The sequence below is a fragment of the Paludibacter propionicigenes WB4 genome (assembly GCF_000183135.1).
In the GTDB taxonomy this organism is placed as follows: domain Bacteria; phylum Bacteroidota; class Bacteroidia; order Bacteroidales; family Paludibacteraceae; genus Paludibacter; species Paludibacter propionicigenes.
The window spans coordinates 225,167-251,684 of the sequence record NC_014734.1; the positions used below are offsets into that span (position 1 = coordinate 225,167).

Consider the following 26,518-nt stretch of genomic DNA (forward strand, 5'->3'; position numbering starts at 1 on the left):
TTCCCTTCAATTTTGGGATAATTCACAAGAGAAATCAAAAATTGATTCTTCAGTAGCTTGTTGTAGTTCCCTTCAATTTTGGGATAATTCACAAGCGAATCCTAATGGTTATATTACTGCTTCATGTTGTAGTTCCCTTCAATTTTGGGATAATTCACAAGTAAATTGAAAATTTCTGGACAAGCTCCAGTGTTGTAGTTCCCTTCAATATTGGGATAATCCACAAGAAACGAATCACAGAACATGTGAACCTGGTAGTTGTAGTTCCCTTCAATTTTGGGATAATCCACAAGAGATGATAACGTAGGCAACATCCCTGATAAGTTTTAGTTCCCTTCAATTTTGGGATAATCCACAAGCGTTATTCAGGAGAGAGTTTCAAAGAGTATGTTTTAGTTCCCTTCAATATTGGGATAATCCACAAGTAAAACATTGGCTAATAACAGAACTAGGGCGTTTTAGTTCCCTTCAATATTGGGATAATCCACAAGATAGTATCTGTATTTATCAGTAACCTAACTACTTTTACGCTTAAAAGCTATGCAAAGCTACGATAATACAGCGTATATACAATCCCATCTGCTATTTTTTCATTTCTAATAAGCTGCGGCACATATTGCAATAAGCCATCATTACCTGATTAGTGCAGTATTGATATTCCGGTTTGTCTTTGGCACTCGACCCCAAATGGTAGATTTTCTTGGGTTCCAGACTTTCTACCTTCAGTTTATGGTCGGCATTGAGCTTTAGTTTCAATATCATACCGTGTTTGTCGAACAGGTCAATAAAGGCTTTAGAAACCGCATTCTTTAGTTTGCGGTCGTAATGCAACAATTCACGCAGTTCGTTTATCAGGTCGATCAGAGAAAAGTCAGCTGCATCTTTTGTAAGGTAATTAAAGTGAGCAATGTGGTTACGAATATCATACATTTGCTTTTCTTTAATTTCATCATTGCTTACATGTAGAAATGCATTGTTATAATAATTCCTTTTGGAGCTAATGAATTGAATTAAATTGGCACGAACAGATTCGTTAATCTTATTCCCATTTATTTGGATTATTTTGTTTCTTATATCATAAATCTCTTTTATCTTTTTTGTAGGAACTTCATTTAGTTTCTTGTCAATAGAATGTAGATTTACAAAACCGTGAAGTTTAAATTCATCTGCGATTTGTTGTTCGTCAAAAAATTGAAAATCTCTATCAAATAAAGCCACAAATCCGGCCATGCGTCCCAGCAGTTCAATGGTCAAACCGTGCAATCGGTTCAAATGCACAAAGTGCATTTTATTGTCCAGCCAGTTGTAGGTATTTATATAATCACAAATATCCAGATAGTCATCCCCATGTTTTTCAATAAATTTTTGAGCGAAATTGCTTTTCTCTCTTTTCCTTTCCTGTTTTTCTTTATCATCGGCATTTTTAGCTTTTACCCATTGTTCGTGATGGTCTTCGCGTTGTTTAATCAATTGCTCAATCGATTTCTGAGCAGTATTCCAAGCCGTGAAGTTTGCTTCTGTTGTTTTAAACTGCGTGTCTTTGTTTATTATTTGTTCTAAGAGTTTGGTTGTGCCATATTTCACACTCAATTCTATATTGGCGTGAATTACCGGAGAGTGTTTGTCGCTTTGTACAAAAAGGTCGCTCCAGTTGGTGATATCTGCTCCTTGTTCAATAAACGGACGTAAGCGGGCTAAGCAGTCGGCTTCGCTGGAGTAAAGATCCCGATAATCGGTAGGCACTACATCGGCGCTCAGAAGGCATATTTCTATTATCTCAAGCAGATGGTGAAACTTAAATTCATTCACCGACTCACGAAATTTAATCAGTTCGTTGCGCAGGTTGCTCAGGTGCGCGGCATCGAGCAGTTTGCAGAAAACATAAAAAGCTATATGGGTGGCATCGTCCGCTTTTGCATACTGTGGTGTCAGTTTGCAGTCGGCGGTTATACTTGCTTCCAGTTGGTTTAGCTTGTCGGCCTTTTGCTGATTACTGGCTGTGGCGGTCAACTGCGGCTGTGGCATTTGTACAAAATCAAATTCCTTTGCTCTCAAAAAACTGTCAAAGCCTTTGATAAATACCTGCAACACGAATTTCTCGAAATTGATACGGGTTTCCTCCGCGACTTTTTCTTCTTTCTTGTTTTGCTCCTGCATCAGTTCGCTTTGTACATACGCCATATAGTCGGCAATACTGTCAGCTGCGGTCATGGGGCGCACAGCTTCAAAGGCGTAGGCTTCCTTTTTTCTCGGATTTACTTTCTCTGCTTGCTTTTTATTCTGCATCTGTACAAAACCAACCGAGTCGGCAAATGCTTTTCTGTCTGTTGTAAACCCGGGCAAAAACAAGTTGTTGTAAATAAGCTTTAGCATGAAATAACGAGCATTATACGATTCTTCGGCAAAGTTTTCTTTGCGTAGATACTGTTCGAGCATCAGTTCGTAAAAGCTTTCATCTTGTTTGGCATTTTGGTAATTAATCCCCCCGTTGAATACTTTTTTAAATCCCGGAGCAAAAGGAATGGTAGAACGGCAAAGAGAAAACTGAAAAGTAGTGAGTAGGCTTTTCAGGTTTTCAATCGTGTAATAACTCACTGCACCTCCGGTTTTGAGTTGCTGTGCAAAAGCTTCGGGTATTTTCTCAAGTTCATTGATGAATCGGGCTTTGTAAATGGTATCAGCATAATTTGTTTGCTGCTTAGGGTCTGTAATGGTCGGATTTTCGAAATTGGAGATATTGAATACGGTTTTAAGAGCATCCTTCTTATAATGGTTTACATTATTCCGTATTTGTTGCACTGCTCCGCGTATGCCCCAAAGTTGCGTTTCTTTCTCGGCTTTATTGGTCGATAAACCTTCGCCAAAAAAGAAAGAGTAAAGTTGACTGTTTGTATTGTCTTTAAGCAGGCTTTTAATAAAGTCACCTTTACCGAGTATATCGTTGGTTTGTTCATTATCCACCATGTTTCGGATATTGTTGGCGGCAAAGGCGCAAGTACCTGTCAGGTTCAGCACAAAAGCTTCGTTGGTTTTTATCCGTATCAGGTCATTACTGGTGGTGTCGGCTTTTAGCTCGTGATGGTTGGTTTTTCCTTGCTGGATGATGTTGGCACGTATCGCATTGACCAATTGTTTTTCAATGGTGGTCTTTAGGGTTTGCGCTTTCAGGTAATGTGCAATATCATCTGCCGTGTTGCGGCGTTTCGATGTTTTGATAGGAAAATAATGCTCCAGGTATTTCACCACTTCCAGATGATAAATCGATAATTGATTGTCGGCACGGTTTGCCTCGTTAGGAACTTCGCGAGTTCCGAATATAGCGGGTTGGTGGTTCTGTAGTGCTTTCTTCAATCCACGGTGATAGGCATTGGTGTTTATTTTCCCTTTGTCATCGGTCAGGGGTTTTACATCTTGCAGCATTTTACAAAGCACATCGGTCATATATACCTTATGATAATGGGTGAGGTCGATGCTTCCGCTTGCTGTAAACTCCGTTTCCCAAGCTAGCAACGCTTTCTTACGTTTGCTGAGGTTTTCGGTCAGGTCAATACGGTTGTTTTCTATCGATTTTTTCAACAGGTCACTTTTGGTTTGAATATACCATGTCTTCCAGTCATAATAGGGTTGGAGTTTACGTTTGTCTTGAGCCTGTACTGCTTCTACAATCAGCAGTGTGAGGTTGAAACTTTCTTCCTTACCGTTTTTCCAATACTTAACCGGTTCCTGAAACTTGTGGTTTAGAAAAGGAAGAATCTCTTCGGCTTTAATTTGTTTTGGAAGTTCTTGTTTTGGATATTTGAATATCTTTTCTACAATCTTATATTGGTCAACATTGAGTTTCTGTTTCTTTGCAGTATCAAACTTGATAATAGTTTTGTTCAACGTACTCAAATCAAAGCTCTGTCGCTTCTTTTCGGGGAGGATGTTGCTGGTTTCATTACTTACAGGCTGTCCCGAGTAAACGAGTTGGGCACCTGTTGTTTTACGATGAACCAAAACCATCTTGTCTTTTCCACCGTCTTTCACTTTGACTTTTGATACTCTCATAGTAATTCTTTTTATGATTGATTTTTGAAATAAACAGAGTTTTGCGGGCTTGTTTCTGCTATTTTTCTCTTACGTGCCCATACTAGCTTTATCTGCGTAATGATATCATGCTTGTTTCAGTTTTGGCAAGATTATCTGTTTTCTGCAGCTCCAAAGATATAAATAATCTTTTATATTAACGTTGTACTCTTTTGATTAATTCCACTTATTCTGAAAGTATTAAAAAACATAAAAATCAAACAGTCCCAAAAAGGCTAAAAAATATGTTTTTAAGTTGTATTATGTTCTTTTTATACAAAATATAGATTGTGTCTCAAACTCCCATATTTGTTAGGTTTTAGCAATGTTGCATACTTTGTTTTGCATTTACTTTTCGGCTTTATTCAATGCTATTAGTGCATATGTACAGCTGCTTAGCAATATTATAAATAATGTTAATCTCTGGCTTGTATTATTTTTTTAATTAAAAACCATTTCTATATTTACACCCGCAAATCTGTGGCGGCCGCCTGATGTATTATGCATTATATACTTAAATATTTATTCTAACTTAACAAATCAATTAATCTATTTCGCTTATGAAAACATCAATTGGCTCCGGTCACGAGCATAATGTGACAAACTTTAATACTGAAATTTCGTGCATTCTTACTTTTGGTCCTCAGTACAATCCTTCGGTGTCTGCGCTCACTCTTTCGGAGCTGAACAGACTGTATCAGCAGGGCGTGGAAGTCAACAGAACAGTTAAAGACAACGAGATTGCACTGGATAACGCCACCGCCGCCCGCGCCAACAAGTTCGAAGGTTTCGACGACACGGTAACCCGCATTATCAATGCCGTGCGGATATGTGGCACCACCCCGCAGATAATAGACCAGGCCGAATCGATCGTGCGCGAGCTTAGAGCCAAAAGAGCAAGCACCAAACCTACAGACGAAGAACTGGCCGCCGAAAAAGCCAAAGGAAACAACGTCCGCCAGGTGACACTGCACAAGGGCACGTTCGAGCGCAAAATTGTGAACTTCGAAAAACTGCAGCAGCTCCTTAATACCATTCCTTCGTACCTACCCAATGAGCGGGAATTGTCTGTCAATGCCCTCAATAGTTCGCTTACGGAATATAAAGCGCTCAACGACGCGGTGGTTACTGCTCAGGCGGCTCTGGATGCTTCGGACATAGTTCGTCGGGCGTTGCTCTACACCGAAGGCACGGGGCTGATTGATGTGGCACTGGCCGCCAAGCAGTATGTAAAGTCGGTTTTCGGAGCCACTTCGCCTCAGTACAAGCAAATCAGCAATATACCCTTTACCCGTCCGAAATAAATGGACTCTTTCTGACAATGGATGAAGCATGTTTAAATCGCTTCTCAATTTCTCATAACATGAGTTGAATATGTATCGTCTTGCGACTTGCTCTTTTAAGTCCCCTTTAGGGGAACCAACGGTCAGCGACCAACGGGAGATAATTAGGGGCGGTAGTTTTATATGACGAAAAAATGAAGTGGGTTTTGGGGTAAAACCCCAATAAATGCACTTCTAGTTAAAAATATGTTCACTATTCCTTGTGCCGTCGGCAGTAGCTCCGTTCAGGAGTTACCACCGACGGTTTTATGTTTTTCCCTCTTGGGTTTGGTTTGTGTTCGGTTGGGTGGAGTTATCATAGCTTCGGGTTGAGTGTCAGCTTGCTTCAGTCGGTGTTTTTTTGCTTCGGGCTGAGTATTTTTGCTTTCCGGCCGAGGGGAACTTATGTCGGACTGAGGGGAAAGGCTTTCCGTTTGAGTATTTTTTGTGTCGGACTGAGTATTTTCCACTGCGGACTGAGTATTCTTTAATACTTTTTAAGGGGGATATGGTTCCATTAAAGTATTTTTGCATTCCGGTTGAGTATTTTCGACGACGGACTGAGTGTTTTTCACTGCGGGTTGAGTGTTTTTGCATGCGGACTGAGTAATCTTTAAGACTTTTTAAGGGGGATATAGTTCCATTAAAGTATTTTTGCATTCCGACTGAGTATTTTCGACGACGGACTGAGTATTTTCGGTTTCGGTTTAAGTATTTTCCATGTCGGACTGAGTGCGGAGTCTGTCGGTTCTCGTAGTCTGTTGCGTAGTTAAGGCTATGGTTTACTCACTTTTGCTCATTTCCGGTGTAGTGCGGGTGTTTTTCCGTTCGGCTTCTTTCCGCTCAGGGCGCATTTCAACTATTACCTCATCGGGCACCATCGAACCGCTTTCGTTTTATCTTCCGGCTTATACAACATAAAAAAACCGCGAATCGATTTGTTCAATTCGCGGGTTGTAAGCTTATTTTATACGGATCGGCGATCCGAAGGACGGGAGTATTTATCAGAAAAACAACAGGAATCCATTGACAAAATAAATCAACCCCACGGAACCAACTCCTATTGCTATTATCCATAGATATTTTCGTTTAATCAATGCTGCAATGGATGAAAGCAGAATGGATATTTGCAGAAATATGACTGCTAATCCAAACTCGTTCGAGTGTTTTTTAGCTTCATCGCGCGTGGCCTCAAAAGACTCGGCATCTTTCTTAATCTCCGATTTTTCTTTATCGTAACGTTTTACCGATTGCTCGTATTCGGCAATCTTTTTCTGATACATTTCAATGGTAGGCTTATCCGACTTAGGCACGCGTTGTAAGTCCAGTACCAGCATGTCTCGCTGAGTTTCGTAGAGGTACAACTTCATCCCTTTACTCTGAAAATACGACCACTTATTCGATGCTTGCTCCTGACTTAATACCGAACGGGTGGAATAACCTCCACCTTTAAAGGTAGATAAGGTTGCTGCTACTGCAAAAATTATTGTGGTTAATGCCAAATAGTTTAACCAGGGTTCTTTCTTTTCGTCTGCCATAAATTATAAAATTTTTATTGCGCAAAAGTAATACAGAAAGGGGAATCTGATATGCACTTTAAGTAAATGATTATTATTGTTGATATGTTTTTTTGTCACATAGTTCACACTAGTTTTAAATAGGAGATATAAGACTAAGACCACATAGCATTATCCCGAACGGGATAATTTCAGACCGAGCAAGAGTATCGTCAGATACTCTTACTATGTGAACTAAGTCTTTTTCTCTCATGATTTCTATGTGTTCTATTGTGATAAAATATATCATTAAATATTAGTAACTACTTATCTTCAAAAAAACTTTAGAAATCTCAATGTATATAAGTAAATGATAATTATTGTTGATATGTTTTTTTGTCACATAGTTCACACTAGTTTTAAATGGGAGATATAAGACTAAGACCACATAGCATTATCCCGAACGTCGGGATAATTTCAGACTGTGCAAGAGTATCGTCAGATACTCTTACTATATGATCTAAGTAGAACGAACAATTAAATGTCGTATATTCATTCGTGACAATTCATATTTCCACAAATTATTTCTTGAATTAATTTGTGATAATTAGTGCAATTTGTGGTTTAAATAACCAATAAACCACTAATTGCACAAATTTCCACGAAAGAGGAAGAATTATGAAATACGACATTATACAGTTTCAATTACTTAAGTCTTTCTCTCTCATGATTTCTATGAGTTCTATTGTGATAAAATAGATCATGAGATATTCGTAACTACTTAAAAGTGGATTCCGGGCAGCGCGCAAAGTTAGAGTTAAGCTTATTCCGATTTAGGCAGTCTGACAGTAAAGGTGGTACCTTCGTCAATGGCGGTGCTGAACGTAATGCTTCCGCCCGAAATTTCGATAATGTTTTTGGCAATGGCCAGGCCGAGTCCCATGCCGGTACTCTTGGTGGTAAAGTTGGGTATAAACAGCTTGTCCTGTATTTCGGCAACAATTCCCGCCCCGTTGTCCGACACGGTTATCGTCACTTCCTTGGCTTCTTCGGTCAGGCGTATGCTTATTTCTCCTTCGCGTTCCTCGGGTATGGCTTGCAGGGCATTTTTGATCAGGTTATTGAATACCTGCACCAGCTGTTCGGGGTCGGCATATACAAATACGTTTTGCTCTGCACCTTCGTAGTGCATGGTTACGTGTTCGTTGTTGTTCATGAACAAGCGGAACACGGAGTAAATCTTGGCTGCCACATCCACCCGCACAAAGCTGGCTTCGGGCATACGGGCAAAGTTGGAGAAAGTGCCGGCAATGCGCGACAGGTTATCAATTTGCTCAATAAGCATAACGCTTGATTTCTCGAAATAATCGTCGAACTGCTTATCCTGCATCTTTTTGGTGCGCTGTAGCTGTTGTATGGTGAGCTTCATGGGCGTAAGCGGGTTATTGATTTCGTGAGCCACCTGCCGTGCCATCGACCGCCATGCCGACTCCCGTTCCGATTTTGCCAGCAAGCGCGCACTTTGCTCCAGTTCGTCCACCGTTCGGTTATACTGTTGCACCAGTTGTCCTATTTCGTCGTTCAGATTATAGTCAATCTTTTCGTTCCGTCGTCCCAGGCGCATGTCTTTTAGTTTCATCTCCAGCACGATGAGCGGAGCCGAAAGTTGCTTGCCAATAAATAAACTCAGCACGATAGCAAGCACGATAATAATCATATAGATATGAATAATCACGGTGAGGAAGCTCTCAATCTCGCTACGGATTTCGTCCTGACTGAAAAACTGCGGCACGGCAATGTAGCCTATCTGCGTAAAATCGCCGTTTACAAAGTCGATGTAGCCCGTCAGGTAGTTCAGTTTGCCTATATGCTCGTATTGGTTAATGTTAGACGTGGTGCTAAAATAGGGGAGAGGCGCTATTTTGTTACTTATCAGGTTTTTGTTGAATATCAGCGGTTGCGAGCTGCCCATCAGTATACCGCGGTTATCGTATACATGAATGTCGGTGTGGTATATGTAGGACAAATCCTGCAACGTGAAGTTCAGCGCCTGCGTATTGAGCACGTTCAAATCCTGATTCCAGTAATATATATCCTGCAGTGCTTTTTGGATATAGTTCTTTTTGTTCTCCAGGTTATCAATTTGCTCCTGCTGGTATTTTTGTTCGATGTAATTGACCGACACGTAGAAAATACCCAGAAAACTTATAATCAGCAGGGTAATGAAAGCGTATTGAAATTTTGCGGTCAGCCCAAGCCTGTAGCCGCTGTTGCGCCGGAGGTAGAAAAATGCCCACACAAAGAGCCAGCATGCCGAAAAGAATGCCAGAAAGGTGTAAATGAAATAGAGCAAATAATCAGTCACATGGTGCGGTTGCAGCTCGGAGATAACGATATAATTTTTGTCGCTGGGCGAGTAAATATAGTGCGTATAGCCTTTATACTCCTGATGAAAAAAGCCCGATTGCTTCTTGTGCAGCCATTTGTTCTCTTGCGGAAATTCAAATTTACCGGACGAATACACCAATCGCTCCCGATCGTATTTGGCAATGCCGATATTCAGGCGGGCTTGTATGTCGGGCGTAGACGCTATCAGCAAATTCGGGAAACTGTAGCTCTTGAAGTTGCGGCGGGGGTAGAACTCCATGAAAAAGAACATGGAATCCGGACGATTATAGTTGGCCTGAAATTTACCAATATAAGACATATTACTCTCGTTGGCCGGTACGCTGTAGAAATGGGTGTTTTTCAGTTTGGTACCCGAAGTGAGAATAAATTGCTCGTAATCGTTATACAGTGCAGAGTGAGCATAGGTAGCGTTGATGCGCATCTCGTATTTGTTCCAAAAGCCGCGCAGGTATTTTTTGTTCAGGTATTCATTGGCGGCGGTGAGCGAGTCTTTTTTCGAAACCAGCAATCCTATCCGGCGGTCGGTCGATATCTTGTAGTCGAGCTCTTCCAGCAGAATATCGGCCATCTTATCGTTTTCGGTATTTCCGTTTACCAGAATGTTTTGAGCCAGTACCTTGTATTTGTCGTTTCGTTTCTGGCTATCGATAATAAAAGAGTTGCAAACCAGAAAGGCCGTAAAAACAAATACCCAGCAGGCAATGTAAACATTATTGTTTTTGTATTTTTTGAAAATATATGGAAAATAAAGCACCCCACAAATAATGCTGAAAGAGACTGTTATTCGTATGGCCGATTCGGGCGCTACGGTAGCGTAAACAACGAATAGGAGCAGCGATAAGGCAGCATCAACAATCAGAGCCTGATTCAGTAGATGTTTTGTTTTAAACCAATTGTGCGATTTGAGGAATAAAAGTACCAGCCCGATTCCCCACACCAGTATAAGAAAATGCACCCAAAGCGTAACCCCAGAAAAATCTTTGAAACTCAAGATACTGATCTGAATACTGGAGTGATGGATAAGTCCGCTCAGGATATTATAAACCAATACGAAATATAATACAAAGATGATTTGAAGTATAAAATGCCCTGCCCGGTGTTTGATAGAATTGGTATAGGCATGAAAATAAAAGAGGTAGATAGTAGAAATAAAATACCCGGTAACAACAGTTAAGTGACTGATGGATGCCAGTATGGAGTTGGACGCATACTGATAGGGCGTAAATATCTTATTCCAGAATACGAGCGACGGAAAGTTGAAATACAAACAAGCTCCGATAAATGCTCCCACGCCTACAGCTAAAATGGAAAACTCCCGAAGGCTGAGGATTCGTCTGTTTATCAGGTAGGGTGCTCGCACATAGATGGTGAAGAACAGGATAAATGCCAGTGTAAACGCCAAAAGCCCGGCCAAAGCCCATCTTTCGTTGTAGACAGGAGTTTTGGGTGCCGTGAGGGTAAACAGATAATTGTCGTGCGAGGAAAATACAGCATTCTTGTCCGTTATGTTACCGGCTACTATTTGTACCTGCTTATCTATTCTGAAACCCTTGGCAAAACTGTTGGTGAGTTCGTGGTTTTCGTAAGGATAATTGTTCTTGATGGTAATCAATGCCATCAACTTCCAGTTGCCAATATCTTTCACCTTTGTTATGCAGTAAGCATTGGGCAGCTGTGTGTAGCGCCAACTGTTCAGCTCGGGCATTGAAGTGCTGCTTATGTCATACCGGTTGTCCGACCAAAATGCAAGCCCGCCTTTTTTGAACACGTAGTATGCAATGTCCTCATCGCCGAAAGGATAATGTATCAACGAATCGGAGGAACCATGCGTTATGATTTTCTTCATGTCCTCCAGCGTTTTATCGGCTACTTTCTCCTTCCGTATAACTTCTTTCTGAAAGTTTTTTAAGTTGATAGAGCGCTTTGGCGATTGCTGGTAAAAAAAGTCGCACACAAAGCCGAAGGTAATGCTCACGATCAGGGCAATAACCAGGTAAGAGTTTGTGGATTTTTTTTGTGTAAACGACATCTTTTAATCTATTAGTCTGTTAGATATTCTATAAGTTGGATTTTTACGCCCCTGTTTTATAGTGATATTCAGCCCACTTCGGGGCTGGAGTTATGCTTCGGTTTTCATCCCCAGGTTGCGTTTCACTTACCGGGGCTATTTACATTTAGCCACTCCGTGGCAATAAATAGTCTTTCAATTGACTCCTATATTCGTAACTTGTAACTTGTAACCCGTAACTTGTAACTATCCTAGCTACTCATGATGATAGGGTTCTCCTTTAAGTATTGTCATTGCCCGATAAAGTTGTTCGGTGAAAATCAACCGTATCATTTGATGCGAAAAAGTCATGGACGAAAGCGATATCTTGCCATTGGCACGCTGGTATACTCTTTCCGAAAAACCGTATGGACCACCCACAACAAAAATCATGCGCTTATGCGAAGCCAGCATTTTTTTTGCCATAAACTCCGAAAATCCTACCGAAGTATATTGCTTTCCCCGTTCGTCGAGCAAAATTACTTCGTCATTTGCTTCAAAGGCTTTCAGTATCAAATCGGCTTCTTTTTCCTGTTGTTCGTTAACCGATAGGTTTTTAGTGTTCTTAAGTTCGGGTATAACCACAGTTTCAAAAGGAATATAAAATTTGAGCCTGTTTTGATATTCTTCCTGTAATTTAATAAGATATTGGTTCGTTGTTTTCCCAACAGTTAAGAATGTAATTTTCATTTATTTAGTCAGTTGTGCTTTTTTGGCTTACTATTTGCTGGTAGTAAAATTCAAACAATTATTTGGTTGCTACGAATTAATTAATGTACTTTTGCACTTAGATTTCATAACGCAATGCAAATATGGCATTTTTTAACCACAAATTCATGGAATTAAAAATGTTTTTCGCATAAATTTATTTTAAGATGAAACAAGTGCTCCATCAGACTTCAACGACTGAATTTTGAAAGCTAAGTGTTTCAGCAGAATAAGAATAAAATAATTAACGACAATCGCATGAAAACTATTAAATTATTTCTACTTTGCAGCTGTTTGTTTTGTGCCGTTCCTTTGATTGAAGCACAGAATTCAGAAGTTTCACCGGATATAATTTCAGCTCTGAACAACGGTGGTGCCGGTCAGCTTTCGGCTCATTTAAGTGCCAACGTTGAGCTTGTTATCGAAAACAAAAACGATGTTTTCAGCAAGCAACAGGCTGCAGGAATAATAGCCGATTTTTTCAGAAAAAATCCGGTTAGTTCATTTCAGCTTTTACACAAAGGAAACAAAGACGCGGCTAGTTTTGCTATAGGAATTCTTAAAACATCTTCGGGCAGTTTTCGCGTATATGTACTAACACGAAAAAATGAAATTCAACAACTCAGAATTGAACCTTCCAATGACTAACGATTTCGAACAACTTATTTCGCTTTGGTTTGCCGAAGATATTGGCGATGGCGACCACACAACTCTTTCATGTATTCCGGCTACGGCTATTGGAAAATCTCAGTTAATAATAAAAGAAAACGGCGTTTTAGCAGGCGTTGAAGTGGCTCGTGAGATATTCAGAGCTTTCGATCCTGAACTGAAAATGACTGTTTTTATCAAAGATGGAGCCGAAGTAAAAGTCGGTGATATTGCCTTTGTGGTTGAAGGTAAAATTCAGTCGCTCCTGCAAACAGAGCGCTTAATGCTGAACATTATGCAACGCATGAGTGGCGTGGCTACCCGAACCAGAGAATATGTAAAAGCGCTGGAAGGTACAAAAACCCGAGTGTTGGATACACGCAAAACAACTCCGGGACTTCGTTTGCTCGAAAAAGAAGCTGTGAAGATTGGTGGCGGTGTAAATCATCGTATCGGATTGTATGATATGATTCTGCTTAAAGACAATCACGTTGACTTTGCCGGTGGCATTGCTCAGGCCATTCAGCGTACAAAAGCTTACCTGAAAGAAAAAGGAAAGGATCTGAAAATAGAAATAGAAGTGCGTAGTTTTGATGAACTTGCTCAGGTGATGGCCGAAGGTGGTGTTGATCGGATTATGCTTGACAATTTTACTCCTGAAAATACCCGCAAAGCAGTGGAGATTATCGGTGGTAAGTATGAAACCGAATCATCGGGTGGGATAACCTTTGCTACGTTGAAAGACTACGCCGAATGCGGTGTGGATTATATTTCGGTTGGTGCACTTACTCACTCTGTAAAAAGTTTGGATATGAGTTTTAAAGCAGTATAAAGCCGCTTTTTGACTTAGCTTTAAATAATAAAAGCGACCGGTTCAATTGAGAATCGGTCGCTTTTGTATTTTATGATGCACTGAGAATTGATAATTGTCAATTGATAACTGATAAGAATCCTTGCTTTTTCAGCACTTCCAGAAACTTGTCTGAGAAAAATTCGTTGTTTTTGCGTGAATAGCGTATGTCTGTGAATACCTGAGCAAGCGTTTCCTTCTTGTTTTCCGCCACGAATTGTTTGTAAAAATCACTATTCTCTTTTTCGGCATAGAGTTGGTCTATATCGGCCGATGTGAAATCTTTGTATGTTTCAAAATGAACCACTGCTTCCTGAGGCAGACGGTCGGTTTGCTCGGGCAGGTCGGCAGGATAACCTACAGTTACGGTGGTGATCGGCACTACAAGTTTAGGCAGTTTTAGTATATCAATGATTTCGCCTGCATTGTAAGTTGTTGTTCCAAGGTAGCATATACCAAGTCCTTCACTTTCGGCAGCAATGCAAAACGTTTGTGCTGCCAGCAATGTGTCTATGGTGCTTGCCATAAACGATTGAAAGTTGTCATATCCCGGGTCGGCCTGACGTTGTTCGCACCATTTTGTGAACCGGTTAAAATCAGCGCAGAAAGTCAGTACAACGGGGGCTTGCGTTATCATGGGTTGATTGAAGTGGGTAGGGGCGAGCTGTTGCTTAAGAGTTGCATCAGTTGTAACTACTATGCTGTACGCTTGCATATTTCCGGTATTGGAAGTGCGGCATGTTGCTTCCAGAAGCTTAGTAAGCAGTTCGGAATCAATAGGCTTGTCAGTATATTTTCGAACAGTTCTGTGTTGATTGAGCAGGTTGAGCATAAGTCTGTGGTTGGATAATGGATAGTTATTTTTATGGTGCAAAGATAGCACTTTTGATAACGGGTTACAAATATAAAAAGAGAGAACTCTCGGCTTTCAAAGCTTTGAGTTCTCTCTTTAAAATATTGTATTGAAATCAATAACAGTTTACTGATCACTGTTCACTGATCACTGTTCACTGATCACTGTTCACTGTTCACTGTTCACTGATTATATTACACCCTGAGCCAGCATGGCTTTAGCCACTTTCAGGAATCCCGCTACATTGGCACCCTTCATATAATTGATATAACCGTCGGCTTCGCGTCCGTTTTTCACGCATTGAGCATGAATCTCACTCATAATTTGATGCAGTTTAGCATCCACTTCTTCGGCTGTCCAGGTCAGGTGCATAGCATTTTGCGACATTTCAAGTCCGGAAGTAGCTACGCCTCCTGCATTTACTGCTTTGCCCGGACCATACATGATTTTATGCTGTAAAAATAACTCAATGGCTTCGGGCGTACAACCCATATTTGATACTTCACCAACACATATAACACCATTGTTTATCAATGCTTTAGCATCTTCTTCGTTGAGCTCGTTTTGTGTTGCACAAGGCAGGGCTATGTCCACTTTAAGTTCCCACGGACGACGGTCGGGCACGAATTGAGCCCCGAATTTTTCGGCATACGGCGAAACAATATCGTTGCAGGTGGCACGCAGGTAGAGCATATAATCAATTTTTTCTCCCGAAATGCCGTTCTCGTCATAAATATATCCATCAGGTCCGGAAATACTTACAACCTTAGCGCCTAGTTCAGTTGCTTTGGTTGCAGCTCCCCAGGCTACATTCCCGAATCCCGAAATGGCAATGGTTTTGCCTTTGATATCCTGTCCGGCAGTTTCGAGCATTTGTTTTACGAAGTACAGCCCTCCAAATCCGGTTGCTTCAGGACGAATTAATGAACCGCCGAATTCAAGATTTTTTCCGGTTAATACCCCTGTGTTTTCGCGTGCAAGCTTCCGGTACATACCGTAGAGATAACCAATTTCACGTCCTCCAACACCAATATCTCCGGCAGGCACGTCGGTATCGGGTCCTATGTGTTGCCATAGTTCCAGCATAAAAGCCTGACAAAAACGCATCACTTCGGCATCGGATTTGCCTTTAGGATTAAAGTCCGATCCGCCTTTGGCTCCGCCCATGGGTAATGTGGTAAGTGCGTTTTTGAAAATCTGCTCGAAGCCCAGAAACTTCAAAATAGATAGGTTAACTGATGGGTGAAAACGTAATCCACCTTTGTAAGGTCCTATAGCATTGTTGAACTGAATGCGATAACCCAGATTTACCTGTACTTCACCGCGGTCATCGACCCATGGAATTTTAAACGTGAATATTCTGTCGGGCTCTACTAATCGTTCTGCAATTTTAGCATTCTCAAACTCGGGATGCTGGTTGTAAACGTCTTCAATAGTACTTAAGACTTCCCGCACAGCTTGTAGGTATTCATTTTCGCCGGGGTGCTTTGCCTCTAACGATTGCATCAACTTTTCAATATTCATACTATAAAAATTTAAAATGAAGTAGTTATGTACTTAATAAACGTAGACAATAAATTAAAGTTTTAGTTTGTTTTGAAACTTAATATAGTGTCAAAATGATAGTTATCGTCCTTGCTTTAATCAACCCAATGTCAAAATCAGTCCAAAACGTATAGGTTCTCGCATTACATTTTGCCATTTGGTTTATACTGCAAGTTTAGAGTTTTTATTTGTTATAATCAAACTTTTTCGCCTGTTTTATTCATAAATATACATTTATTTTGTTTGGAGCATAATGGATAAAAATGGGATAAATTTAAACGTTTGATAATTAATTAAATATGTTGACACGTTATGACTCCAATCTTTCATAATCTCGGGCAATTAAGCCAAAGACTTGACGGGTATTTCTGTTCAATTGCGGAAAAACTGGCAAGTTAATTTCGTTTTTGATTTTATAACGTACGTGTATTCGGCTTCGCCAATATATTTTTGTATCTTTGCAGCTATCCCAAAACTGCCTTATAATGAGGGATTGGAAATAAACTTTAAGTGTAAAATTAATATTTTGTAGGTGAAAAAGATAGTTGTTCTTGTTCCATTTATATTTGTTATAGTTTCTGTTTTGGGGCAACAAGTACCTCCAAATTACAGGTTTGTGAAAACATGGCGCATTACTGACCAATTCGCAACGGTCGATTCTATTCCAGTGGATACCATGCATCTGAATTTTCAAATTTCTAATCCGATCGACCGATTCAGTATAGCTAATTCATACAATGGAAATTTAGGTTCGCCCATTCAGTCCAAATTGTACTTTGATCGTCCGGCGAACAATGATTTTATTTTCTCGAATGCGTATTATCCTTATTTGATGAATATTGACCACGCAACATTTTATAATACTAAAACTCCATACAGCAACCTGGATTATAAAACCGGTGGAACAACTTACCGTTCAGAGGATAATATCAAGTTCTTATTTACGGCTAATGCCAATAAAAGACTCAATTTTGGTACCACGCTCGATTATGTTTATGCGATAGGTGAATATGGAAATCAGTCGGTTAAGCGTTTTTCAGGTTCTTTGTTCGGGAGTTATCAGGGAAAACATTATACCGCTACAGGTTTGGTGGCTATCAATAACCTGAGTAATTTTGAAAACGGAGGTGTTGCCGATAGCACGGATATTACTTCGCCTAAGGGTAAAGCCACGAAAGATATACCTACCAGAATACTTGGTTTTTCCAACTATAAACAGAGTCAGTTGTATTATAATCAACAGTATAGTATTGGGATTGAAAGGCCTGTACGTGTAAACGAAGATTCGGTAAGACTGGATTATGTTCCTGTAACGCGATTCGCCCATACGTTGAAGTTCGATGATTTACGAAAGAGATATTACGAACCTCAGTTGGTTGGGGCGCCATTTTATAATAATTCGTATTTCAAACAAACGAATGATACTTCCGCATTATCTACGCTTACCAATACCTTTTCGGTAAGTATGGAAGAGGAATTTAATAAATGGTTGCAATTCGGGCTGAAAGCATTTATCGAAAATGAGGTTCAGAGCTACACTTTTAATACAGACACATTGGTAAATCACATGTCGAAAACCTCGACGAAAGTGGGTGGTATTTTATCTAAGCAACGTGGACAATTGTTTAAGTACAATGTGCTGGGCGAAGTTAGTTTTCTTGGTTACAAGGCCGGAAATTTTAAACTGGAAGGAAATATCGGAGGTTTCTTTAAACTCTGGAATGATAGTGTATCACTGGTAGCAAGTGGTTTTGTCAGGAGCGATAAACCGTCTTATTTTTTGCAGAATTATCAATCGAACCATTTTCGGTGGAATCAAAGTCTGGCAAGTATTTACCGAACGCAGATGGGTGGTACTTTCGCCATACCGACACGGTCATTTTCGTTGAACGTAGCGGTTGAGAATTTGTCGCGCTATATTTACTTTAATGGACAGGCTGTGCCTAAACAATTTTCAGGTAACATTCAGGTCTTGTCGGCTAATTTGAAACAAGATTTTCATGTAGGCAAGTTTACGTTGGAAAACAACGTGGTGTATCAGTTAAGCTCGCAAAAAGATATATTACCGCTTCCTGATTTTGCATTGTATCATAACCTGTATTATCATGATGTTTTCTTTCATGTGTTGAGTATTCAGTTAGGGGCCAGCGTACGTTATCACACTTCGTATTATGCTCCGTCGTATATGCCGGCCACAGGTCAGTTTTACAATCAGTCTACTGTGAAAATTGGAAATTATCCGGTTGTGAATGTGTATGCTAATTTTCATTTGAAAAGGACACGTTTCTTCTGGGAGTATTATCATGTCAATCAGAAATTTGCTAACGATGCTTATTTCTCTATGCCAAATTATCCGATTGATCCTGCGATGACTAAAATCGGTATTTCATGGAATTTCTATGATTAATGCCGACATTCGTTGGTCGGAAAATTACAAACGATGAAAGTAACACGAATCATAATCGGAATTGTTATAGTAGCTATATTGATTGCAGCTGCCGTATTTGTGCATCGTGATAAAAGCAAAATTCATGATTTGCCGGAAATCCTTAAAGCGGGACGAATTTCGGTGGTGACAGATAGCAGCAGTGTTGGTTTTTCGATTAAAGACGATAGTATATTCGGGTTTCAGTACGAATTAATTAAAGCTTTTGCAGACACATTGGGTGTTGAACTGGTAGTTTCGGAACACAATGATATGAAAACCTGTGTAGATGGATTGTTGAAAGGTGATTATGATATAATAGCCAGTTTTATGCCTGTTACCACCGAGTGGAAAAGTGATGTGCTGTTTACCAATCCGTTTTTCACATCGAGACAGGTTTTGGTGCAGCAAGACATTAAAGATTCTGCTCAAACGTTTATTAATAAGATCAGTGATTTGGCGAATAAGACTATCTGTATTCCTGAAAATTCGCCGTTTAAAATGCGGATTGAGCATTTGTCTGATGAAATAGCCATGCCAATAAAAATATCGGAGGTTAAGGGTAAAAGTCCCGAGCAACTGATAAGTATGGTTTCGTCAGGAAGAATTAAATATACTATTTGCGATGAGCAATTTGTAACTAAAATAAAAATGCAATACCCGAACTTAGATGTGTCCTTGCCGATTGGTTTTGAACAACATCAGGCTTGGGCTGTTCATACTAAATCGACGAAGTTATTGTCGGAACTAAATGATTTTCTGACTGACTTTGTTGGAAGTACAGCTTACTGGAAAATATACAGGAAGTATTATTAATCTTCCGGATTTTATCAAGTTATTCAGTCGTTTCTTTATTTTTTAGAATTTCAAACTCAAGATTATGCCATTAAATATCCCCGTCACATTGCCTGCTGTAGATGTTCTGCGTGAGGAGAATATCTTTGTTATGGATTCGGAGCGAGCTTCCTCTCAGGAAATTCGTCCACTGAAAATTGTGATTCTGAATTTGATGCCGGTGAAAATTACAACCGAGACGGATTTAATCCGGTTGTTGTCAAATTCGCCGCTTCAGATAGAAATAGATTTTATGCATATGGAAAGCCATACGTCTAAAAATACGCCTATTGAGCATTTAATGACTTTCTATAAGACATTTGATGAAATAAGCAAGAGTAACTACGACGGTATGATTATTACCGGTGCTCCGGTGGAGTTGTTAGAATTCGAAGAGGTAAATTACTGGTCTGAAATTACCAAAATATTCGATTGGGCTAAAACGCACGTAACGTCGACACTTTATATTTGTTGGGCTGCGCAGGCAGGGTTATATCATCACTATGGTGTGCCTAAATATCCTCTTTCAGAGAAAATGTTCGGAGTGTTTGAGCACAATAAATTTGAACCTCAAAATCCAATCTTTCGGGGTTTTGATGATGTTTTCTATGTGCCTCACAGTCGGCATACCGAAGTGCGTGCCGAAGACGTTCGTCGCGTGCCAGAGTTGACTTTGCTTTCGGAATCTCCTGAAGCCGGAGTGTATATGGTTATGGCGCGCAATGGTCGTGAGTTTTTTGTTACCGGACATTCGGAGTATTCTCCTAATACGCTTGATACTGAGTATAAACGCGATTTAGCCAAAGGTTTACCAATCAATATTCCACTAAATTATTATCGGGATAATGACCCGAATAATGATCCTTTGGTGCGCTGGCGCAGTCATGCTAACCTGATGTTCACTAATTGGCTGAACTACTTTGTTTATCAGGAAACGCCTTACGATTTGACGAAAATACATTAATGCGGAAAATAGAACTTCTCTCACCTGCCAAAAACCTTGAATGCGGTTTGGCGGCTATAAATCATGGTGCTGATGCCGTGTATATCGGTGCGTCGCAATTTGGAGCGAGAGCTGCTGCAGGAAACTCTGTGGAAGACATTGCTACCCTGGTGCAATATGCTCATAAATTCAGGGTGAAAGTGTTGGTTGCTTTGAATACGATACTCACCGATGATCAATTGACTGAAGCTGAAAAATTGATTTGGGATATTTACAATGCCGGAGCCGATGCCCTGATTATTCAGGATATGGGTATTCTGAAACTGAACTTACCACCCATTGCACTTCACGCCAGCACACAAACCGATAACCGAACTGTTGAAAAGGTAAAGTTTCTGCAGGATGTCGGTTTTTCACGTGTCGTGCTGGCTCGTGAATTATCTTTGAAGCAAATAACCGAAATATCAACGCAAACCGATGTGGAGCTTGAGGCATTTGTACACGGTGCTTTGTGTGTGAGTTACAGCGGTCAGTGTTATATGAGTCAAGCTAATTGCGAGCGCAGTGCTAATCGTGGCCAGTGTGCACAGTATTGCAGATTGCCCTATCAATTGACCGATGCTGATGATAATTTGCTGGCTAAAAATAAACATCTTCTATCATTGAAAGACCTTGATTTGTCCGATTCATTGGACGAAATGATGGAGGCCGGTGTTTCTTCATTTAAAATTGAAGGGAGATTGAAAGATGTTGATTATGTGAAGAATATCACGGCTTATTATCGAAAAAGACTGGATGCCATTTTGGATGGTAGTACCGGATACCAACGAGCCTCCGCAGGACGAACGACCTTACTTTTTGAACCAAATCCCGAGAAGAGTTTTCGGCGGAGTAATACCGATTATTTTCTGCACGGAAGAAAACATGATATTGTTCAGCAAGATACACCGAAGTCATTGGGTGAACCGATAGGAAAAGTAACCTATATTGGACGAAACTTTTTTGAAGTCCAAAACGGTACAGAATTGAATAACGGTGATGGACTCTGTTTTATCAATAAGCAGGGCGATTTGACCGGATTCAGGGTAAACAGGGTGGAGAGAAAGCAGATATTTCCTGCTGATATACCACGAATGGATGTCGGTGTTTTTTTGTATAGAAATCAGGATCAGGCTTTCGAAAAGATATTGAAAGGCAAAACGTCAGAACGCCGGGTAGGAGTGGAGATGCTTTTCGGGGAAACGCCTGACGGTTTTTTTATTCAACTAACCGACGAGGATGGAATTTCAAATACGTTCGAAGCAGTGTGTGACAAACAACCTGCACAGAAGCCTGAAGTGGTTAATGACAATATTAAGAATCAGCTATCCAAGCTTGGAAATACCATTTACGAAGCTACAGATATACAAATTCAGATTAATTCTCCGTGGTTCTTCCCGGCTTCGCAGTTAAGCGAATGGCGCAGACAAGCTATCGAGCAATTAGACGAAATCAGAACTCAATCTTATGTAAGAGAAACCGCTTTGGGAGCTAAACCGACTGCTTTTCCAACCAAAGCGCTGACTTACCTGGGAAATGTGACCAATAAACTTTCAGAAGCATTTTACAAGGAGCATGGAGTGGAAGAAGTCATGCCCGGGTTTGAGGTGAAGGCTCAGGAAGGTGTGCCACTTATGTTTTGCAAACATTGCATTAAATTCAATATGGGTTGGTGCCCGAAGGAAGGCTATAAAGCTACTTTTAAAGAGCCGCTTTACCTCAGGAATAATGATCAGGTCTACGAGCTAAGTTTCGATTGTAAAGCGTGTGAAATGCGGATCAGCAAGTCTGACACGTTTATTTAGATTTAGTCGAACAGTTAGGATTATGAAGCATAACTTAGAAACGTTACGAAGTGTGACACGATAACGTTGATCAGGGTGTCTGATAAAAATGTCAGATTGTTCGGGAGGTAAAAGATGATGAATAAAGCCACGAAGTGGCGGTTTCTGTTTGCGTCGGGCGAAGCCCGACGATTAGAGAATAAGTAAACTTAGCCACGAAGTGGCGAGATTGGCAAATCCGGCAAAAAGGAAAGTCTATACCCAAATATAGCGTTCATCGTATTCTACCTTATACTCTTCGAGAAATTGCAGGAATTCTCTTTGGAAAGTCTTTCGGGTGTGATGTTCCCGTTGATTTGCAATATATTTGATAACTATATCCACTTCTTTTGGATTTACAGAAAATGCCCCGTAACCATCTTGCCAGTAAAAGCTCTTGTAACTTTCTCCTTTCGTTTTAATCCATTTGGAAGAGTGTGATTTGACTTCTTCCAGTAGTTTCATTAATGCTATTTTTCTGGAGAGAAGACAAAGGATGTGAACATGATCAGCATGTCCACCAACGATAATGGGCTGACATTCCAAATTCTTACAAATTCCACCCAGATAATTAAAAAGCTCATTCTCGATGGATTCATCAATAAAGGGGTGTCGCTGCTTTGTGCTGAAAACGAGATGAATGTAATTCTTGACGAGTGACTGTGCCATGGCGTTCGCATTATGAGGTCTTACGATTATGCCACTTCGTGGCTTAAGTCGCTGCTTCGCAGCTCATAGGGCTTCGCCCTATGTTTAAAGACTACGCCACTTCGTGGCTATAAATAGAAAATCCTCATCTGATTAAGTTTTTACACTTAATCAGATGAGGATTTCATTTATATGAATCTATTTGTTCTGAATAGCTTCTACAATCTTAGCTTCAAGTTCAGCAGCAAGTTCAGGATTATCTTTAATCAGCGCTTTAGAAGCATCACGTCCCTGAGCAAGTTTGGTTTCGCCATAGCTAAACCATGAACCGCTTTTTTTGATGATACCATATTCAACGCCTAAATCAAGAATTTCACCTGTTTTTGAAATACCTTCCCCGTACATAATATCGAACTCAGCTTTGCGGAACGGTGGTGCAACTTTGTTTTTTACCACTTTCACCCGGGTTTGGTTACCGATAGCTTCTTCGCCATCTTTCAGCTGACCGATACGACGGATATCCAACCGGATAGACGCATAGAATTTCAGCGCATTACCACCGGTTGTTGTTTCAGGGTTACCAAACATAACACCGATTTTCTCGCGTAACTGGTTGATGAAAATACAGGTAGTGTTGGTTTTGTTGATGTTGGCGGTCAGTTTACGTAACGCCTGTGACATCAAACGTGCCTGCAATCCCATTTTTGAATCGCCCATATCGCCTTCTAACTCTGCTTTAGGAGTCAATGCAGCTACTGAGTCGATCACTACAATATCCACGGCCGAAGAACGTATTAACTGATCTGCAATTTCCAACGCCTGCTCACCATTGTCAGGTTGAGAAATAAGCAATTCATCAATGTTTACTCCCAGTTTTTCGGCATAAAAGCGGTCGAAAGCATGCTCGGCATCAATGATAGCCGCTATACCACCCGCCTTTTGAGCTTCAGCTATGGCGTGGATAGCCAGCGTAGTTTTACCGGAAGATTCCGGTCCGTAAATTTCAATTACACGGCCACGAGGATAACCTCCTACACCCAGAGCCACATTCAATCCGATAGATCCGGTTGAAATGAAAGCCACATCTTCCACTTTTGTGTCGCCCATACGCATGATGGTGCCTTTTCCGTGGTCTTTCTCTATTTTGTCCATTGCCAGTTGCAATGCTTTCAGTTTGTCGGAGGTTGGAAATTTCAACTCCTCAGCTGTTGTTTTTGCCATGATTTTAGTTGTTTTATTTTATAATTTTTATTTCGTTATTTCCCAGATTTATTTTCAAAGAAAGTTTGTTTTTACAAAGATAATCATTTTTCTATTCCAACACTTCCAACTTGGCAAATTTCAATAATAATGATTTCACACCTTTTTCACCAAAGTCGATGTCTGCCTTCTCATTTCCGTTTACGATGCTTGTTTCCAGAACTTTGCCTATGCCGAAAATGCCGTGTTTTACGAAAGCTCCGGTGGGAATAGAGCCATTCTCTGTAGGAACTTTGTCGCCGGCAGAATTGCTTATTTTTACCATTCGTTTTGGTGATACCGGTAAGCTGTTTTCTTTGAAAATGGGTTTGGAAAAAGAGCTTTTGAAACGATTTCGTTCTGTTTCCATATCATCGTCCCAGTCGTTAATGCGGGCTTGTTTGGGTTTTGCTTCTGCCGGCATATCCAGGTACTGTTCGTCTATGTCTTTTATAAACCTGCTGGGATTCGAAAAATTGGTTTTACCGTTTTTAAACCTCGATTTTGCATAGCTGATGTAGCAAAGTTCTTCGGCACGTGTCAAAGCGACATAAAATAGTCGACGTTCTTCTTCCAGTTCTCGCTCGCTTTGAGTGCAAAACGGCGATGGGAAAAGTTCTTCTTCCATTCCTACAATGAAAACGGCTTTAAATTCCAATCCTTTGGCTGCATGCACAGTCATTAAGGTTACTTTGTCCTTATCGGTTTCTTTGTCGGTGTCCTGATCGGTAAGCAGCGAAACTTCCGACAAGAAGTCGGGCAACAAAGCAGTAGGTTCACCATTGGCTTGTTTTGTTTCGCAAAACTCGTGAATGGCTTTGAGCAATTCCTGTACGTTCTCCTGTCGACTCATGCTCTCCGGTGAGTGGTCGGTGTATGTGTCCGCAATAACACCCGAAACTTTGACAACGCTGTTGGCCAAGTCATAAGCATTTTGAGTCGTGATTTGTTCGGCGAAAACGTCAATCATGCTACGGAATTGAGCCAGCTTATTGGCTGTTCCGGCATTTACGGGCAGATTGTATTTGAGCATGTCCGAAAGCACTTCCCATGCACTGACCGCGTGCAGTTGCGAGCATTCAATCAGTTTGTTGACGGTGGTATCGCCTATTCCACGGGCAGGATAGTTGATAATGCGTTTCAAAGCTTCTTCATCATTCGGGTTACACACCAAGCGGCAATAGGCTATTACGTCTTTAATTTCTTTCCGCTGGTAAAACGATAATCCGCCATAGATACGATACGGAATACCTTGTTTTCGCAGGGCTTCTTCCATCACGCGCGACTGCGAATTGGTTCGATACAGAATGGCAATATCCTGATAGTGATATTTGTCTGAAAAGCGCAAATCGGATATGTTGTTTGCCACTATAAAACCTTCTTCAAAATCGGTAAAAACACTCAGTACTTTGATGGGTTTGCCGGTTTCTTTTTCCGAGAAAACCGTTTTGCGTATTTGCTGCGCATTCTTATCTATCAGGCTATTGGCTGCATTGACAATGGTTTGGGTGGAACGATAGTTTTGTTCCAGTTTAAATACCCGGGCATTTTTATAGCTGCTCTTGAACTTTAATATATTGTCGATATTAGCACCGCGGAACGAATAGATACTTTGTGCGTCGTCGCCTACCACGCATATTTTTTCATGCTGTTCTGCCAGTTTCTTTACAATCAGGTATTGCGCAAAATTCGTGTCCTGATACTCGTCTACCAAAATGTATCCGAAAAGTTGCTGGTATTTTTGCAGAGTGTCTGGATGGTTGCGGAAAAGTATATTTGTTTGCAAAAGCAAATCGTCAAAATCCATTGCATCGGCTTGTTTACAGCGGTTGCAGTAAATTTGATAAATGTCTTTCATCAATGGAATGCGCGAGGTCACATCGGCTTTTATTAAATCGGCGTTGGCCAAATACGCATCGGGAGTAATCAGGTTGTTTTTGGCATACGAAATGCGCGACTGAACGAAACCATGTTTATATACTTTATCATCCAGTTTCAGCTCTTTTACAATGGTTTTGACCAGACTCTTTGAATCGGCGGAATCGTAAATGGTAAAGTTCTTCGAATAGCCGATCCGTTCAGCTTCGGAACGCAGAATTCTTGAAAATACAGAGTGAAATGTGCCCATCCAAAGATAGCGCGCTGTTTTTTCGCCCACCATAGCGGCAATACGCTCTTTCATCTCGCGCGCAGCTTTGTTGGTAAATGTCAGTGCCAGAATAGATGATGGTGCCATTCCGTTTTTAAGCAGATAAGCTATTTTATAAGTCAATACGCGTGTTTTGCCCGATCCGGCACCGGCTATAACAAGCGATGCACCTTCGGTATATTCAACAGCACTGCGCTGACTTTCGTTGAGTTCGTTTAAAAAAGATAAATCCATATAATTAATTATTCAGCTCCCATACTCTTGTTGTCGATGTCTTTGATATTCTCGTGAGGAGTCAGGCGGGATTTTTTTCTTCTGCAAAGTTAGCAAATTGATTGATTGGAAACGAAAATAGTTTTCAACAGCCTGAAGTTTCTCAAAAAGCGCTACCTTTGCAGCCTGAAAAATTGAACTGTTCGCACTCCGGACTGTTTTAATTCGAAAAGGATAATTATTTGCAAATCTGCTTTTAGTT

Annotated in this window: 17 protein-coding genes; 8 read left to right on the forward strand and 9 right to left on the reverse strand. The window is 40.6% G+C overall.

Going from position 1 to position 26,518, the window contains the following annotated elements:
• Nucleotides 1–582: 582 nt before the first annotated feature.
• Complete coding sequence (cas13a, locus tag PALPR_RS00920; protein WP_013443710.1) at nucleotides 583–4,047, reverse strand: type VI-A CRISPR-associated RNA-guided ribonuclease Cas13a; 3,465 nt, start codon at nucleotides 4,045–4,047, stop codon at nucleotides 583–585.
• A 578-nt stretch (nucleotides 4,048–4,625) separates the two neighbouring features.
• Between cas13a and PALPR_RS00925 the strand changes: the two genes are divergently transcribed.
• Together PALPR_RS00925 and PALPR_RS15865 are read left to right on the forward strand one after the other, a co-directional pair.
• Nucleotides 4,626–5,369 carry a hypothetical protein gene (locus PALPR_RS00925; RefSeq protein ID WP_013443711.1) on the forward strand — a complete coding sequence of 248 codons (744 nt, stop codon included), beginning with the start codon at nucleotides 4,626–4,628 and terminating at the stop codon, nucleotides 5,367–5,369.
• 795 nt (nucleotides 5,370–6,164) lie between these two features.
• The gene (locus tag PALPR_RS15865) at nucleotides 6,165–6,308 is read left to right on the forward strand and encodes a hypothetical protein (RefSeq protein WP_171805013.1); all 144 of its coding nucleotides are present in this window, start codon (nucleotides 6,165–6,167) and stop codon (nucleotides 6,306–6,308) included.
• Between the two features lie 83 nt (nucleotides 6,309–6,391).
• Here PALPR_RS15865 and PALPR_RS00935 read toward each other — a convergent pair whose 3' ends face one another.
• From PALPR_RS00935 to rlmH, 3 genes are all read right to left on the reverse strand, one after another.
• Nucleotides 6,392–6,925 (reverse strand): DUF4337 domain-containing protein, encoded by a 534-nt coding sequence (locus PALPR_RS00935; RefSeq protein WP_013443714.1) that lies wholly within the window; start codon nucleotides 6,923–6,925, stop codon nucleotides 6,392–6,394.
• 781 nt (nucleotides 6,926–7,706) lie between these two features.
• Complete coding sequence (locus PALPR_RS00940; RefSeq protein WP_013443716.1) at nucleotides 7,707–11,321, reverse strand: sensor histidine kinase; 3,615 nt, start codon at nucleotides 11,319–11,321, stop codon at nucleotides 7,707–7,709.
• A gap of 234 nt (nucleotides 11,322–11,555) precedes the next feature.
• Entirely contained in the window at nucleotides 11,556–12,029 is a 474-nt protein-coding gene (rlmH, locus tag PALPR_RS00945; RefSeq protein WP_013443717.1) for a 23S rRNA (pseudouridine(1915)-N(3))-methyltransferase RlmH, read from the reverse strand.
• Between the two features lie 276 nt (nucleotides 12,030–12,305).
• Here rlmH and PALPR_RS00950 point away from each other — a divergent pair, with 276 nt between their 5' ends.
• Together PALPR_RS00950 and nadC are read left to right on the forward strand one after the other, a co-directional pair.
• Nucleotides 12,306–12,695, forward strand: coding sequence for a DUF4783 domain-containing protein (locus PALPR_RS00950; protein ID WP_013443718.1), 390 nt, complete (start codon nucleotides 12,306–12,308; stop codon nucleotides 12,693–12,695).
• A complete protein-coding gene (gene nadC, locus PALPR_RS00955) occupies nucleotides 12,688–13,527 on the forward strand; it encodes a carboxylating nicotinate-nucleotide diphosphorylase (RefSeq protein WP_013443719.1) in 840 nt (279 codons plus the stop codon). Before PALPR_RS00950 ends, nadC begins: the two co-directional genes overlap by 8 nt.
• Before the next feature lie 97 nt (nucleotides 13,528–13,624).
• On the opposite strand, the gene PALPR_RS00960 is transcribed toward nadC, so the two are convergent.
• Nucleotides 13,625–14,377 (reverse strand): NADPH-dependent oxidoreductase, encoded by a 753-nt coding sequence (locus PALPR_RS00960; RefSeq protein WP_013443720.1) that lies wholly within the window; start codon nucleotides 14,375–14,377, stop codon nucleotides 13,625–13,627.
• Between the two features lie 210 nt (nucleotides 14,378–14,587).
• Nucleotides 14,588–15,922, reverse strand: a complete 1,335-nt coding sequence (gene gdhA, locus PALPR_RS00965) for an NADP-specific glutamate dehydrogenase (protein ID WP_013443721.1) — start codon at nucleotides 15,920–15,922, stop codon at nucleotides 14,588–14,590.
• A 553-nt stretch (nucleotides 15,923–16,475) separates the two neighbouring features.
• On the opposite strand from gdhA, the gene PALPR_RS00970 reads away from it, so the two are divergent.
• From PALPR_RS00970 to PALPR_RS00985, 4 genes are all read left to right on the forward strand, one after another.
• Nucleotides 16,476–18,350 carry a putative porin gene (locus tag PALPR_RS00970; protein ID WP_013443722.1) on the forward strand — a complete coding sequence of 625 codons (1,875 nt, stop codon included), beginning with the start codon at nucleotides 16,476–16,478 and terminating at the stop codon, nucleotides 18,348–18,350.
• 33 nt (nucleotides 18,351–18,383) lie between these two features.
• The gene (locus PALPR_RS00975; RefSeq protein ID WP_041620103.1) at nucleotides 18,384–19,184 is read left to right on the forward strand and encodes a transporter substrate-binding domain-containing protein; all 801 of its coding nucleotides are present in this window, start codon (nucleotides 18,384–18,386) and stop codon (nucleotides 19,182–19,184) included.
• A gap of 64 nt (nucleotides 19,185–19,248) precedes the next feature.
• Nucleotides 19,249–20,166 carry a homoserine O-acetyltransferase MetA gene (gene metA / locus PALPR_RS00980; protein WP_013443724.1) on the forward strand — a complete coding sequence of 306 codons (918 nt, stop codon included), beginning with the start codon at nucleotides 19,249–19,251 and terminating at the stop codon, nucleotides 20,164–20,166.
• Entirely contained in the window at nucleotides 20,166–21,989 is a 1,824-nt protein-coding gene (locus PALPR_RS00985; RefSeq protein WP_013443725.1) for a peptidase U32 family protein, read from the forward strand. Before metA ends, PALPR_RS00985 begins: the two co-directional genes overlap by 1 nt.
• Before the next feature lie 234 nt (nucleotides 21,990–22,223).
• On the opposite strand, the gene tnpA is transcribed toward PALPR_RS00985, so the two are convergent.
• The 3 genes from tnpA to PALPR_RS01000 all read right to left on the reverse strand — a co-directional run bounded on the left by tnpA (nucleotide 22,224) and on the right by PALPR_RS01000 (nucleotide 26,277).
• A complete protein-coding gene (gene tnpA / locus PALPR_RS00990) occupies nucleotides 22,224–22,676 on the reverse strand; it encodes an IS200/IS605 family transposase (protein WP_013443726.1) in 453 nt (150 codons plus the stop codon).
• Nucleotides 22,677–22,853: 177 nt separating this feature from the next.
• Nucleotides 22,854–23,876 (reverse strand): recombinase RecA, encoded by a 1,023-nt coding sequence (gene recA, locus PALPR_RS00995; RefSeq protein ID WP_013443727.1) that lies wholly within the window; start codon nucleotides 23,874–23,876, stop codon nucleotides 22,854–22,856.
• 91 nt (nucleotides 23,877–23,967) lie between these two features.
• Entirely contained in the window at nucleotides 23,968–26,277 is a 2,310-nt protein-coding gene (locus tag PALPR_RS01000) for an ATP-dependent helicase (RefSeq protein WP_013443728.1), read from the reverse strand.
• Between the last annotated feature and the right edge of the window lie 241 nt (nucleotides 26,278–26,518).

Bases quoted from the DNA above. Each gene is read 5' to 3' on its own strand.
- recA (WP_013443727.1), bottom strand. From the start codon at position 23,876: ATGGCAAAAACAACAGCTGAGGAGTTGAAATTTCCAACCTCCGACAAA.
- PALPR_RS00985 (WP_013443725.1), top strand. From the start codon at position 20,166: ATGCGGAAAATAGAACTTCTCTCACCTGCCAAAAACCTTGAATGCGGT.
- PALPR_RS00935 (WP_013443714.1), bottom strand. From the start codon at position 6,925: ATGGCAGACGAAAAGAAAGAACCCTGGTTAAACTATTTGGCATTAACC.
- cas13a (WP_013443710.1), bottom strand. From the start codon at position 4,047: ATGAGAGTATCAAAAGTCAAAGTGAAAGACGGTGGAAAAGACAAGATG.
- PALPR_RS00975 (WP_041620103.1), top strand. From the start codon at position 18,384: ATGAAAGTAACACGAATCATAATCGGAATTGTTATAGTAGCTATATTG.
- PALPR_RS00925 (WP_013443711.1), top strand. From the start codon at position 4,626: ATGAAAACATCAATTGGCTCCGGTCACGAGCATAATGTGACAAACTTT.
- rlmH (WP_013443717.1), bottom strand. From the start codon at position 12,029: ATGAAAATTACATTCTTAACTGTTGGGAAAACAACGAACCAATATCTT.
- metA (WP_013443724.1), top strand. From the start codon at position 19,249: ATGCCATTAAATATCCCCGTCACATTGCCTGCTGTAGATGTTCTGCGT.
- PALPR_RS00940 (WP_013443716.1), bottom strand. From the start codon at position 11,321: ATGTCGTTTACACAAAAAAAATCCACAAACTCTTACCTGGTTATTGCC.
- PALPR_RS15865 (WP_171805013.1), top strand. From the start codon at position 6,165: ATGGTTTACTCACTTTTGCTCATTTCCGGTGTAGTGCGGGTGTTTTTC.
- nadC (WP_013443719.1), top strand. From the start codon at position 12,688: ATGACTAACGATTTCGAACAACTTATTTCGCTTTGGTTTGCCGAAGAT.
- gdhA (WP_013443721.1), bottom strand. From the start codon at position 15,922: ATGAATATTGAAAAGTTGATGCAATCGTTAGAGGCAAAGCACCCCGGC.
- PALPR_RS01000 (WP_013443728.1), bottom strand. From the start codon at position 26,277: ATGGATTTATCTTTTTTAAACGAACTCAACGAAAGTCAGCGCAGTGCT.
- PALPR_RS00950 (WP_013443718.1), top strand. From the start codon at position 12,306: ATGAAAACTATTAAATTATTTCTACTTTGCAGCTGTTTGTTTTGTGCC.
- PALPR_RS00960 (WP_013443720.1), bottom strand. From the start codon at position 14,377: ATGCTCAACCTGCTCAATCAACACAGAACTGTTCGAAAATATACTGAC.
- tnpA (WP_013443726.1), bottom strand. From the start codon at position 22,676: ATGGCACAGTCACTCGTCAAGAATTACATTCATCTCGTTTTCAGCACA.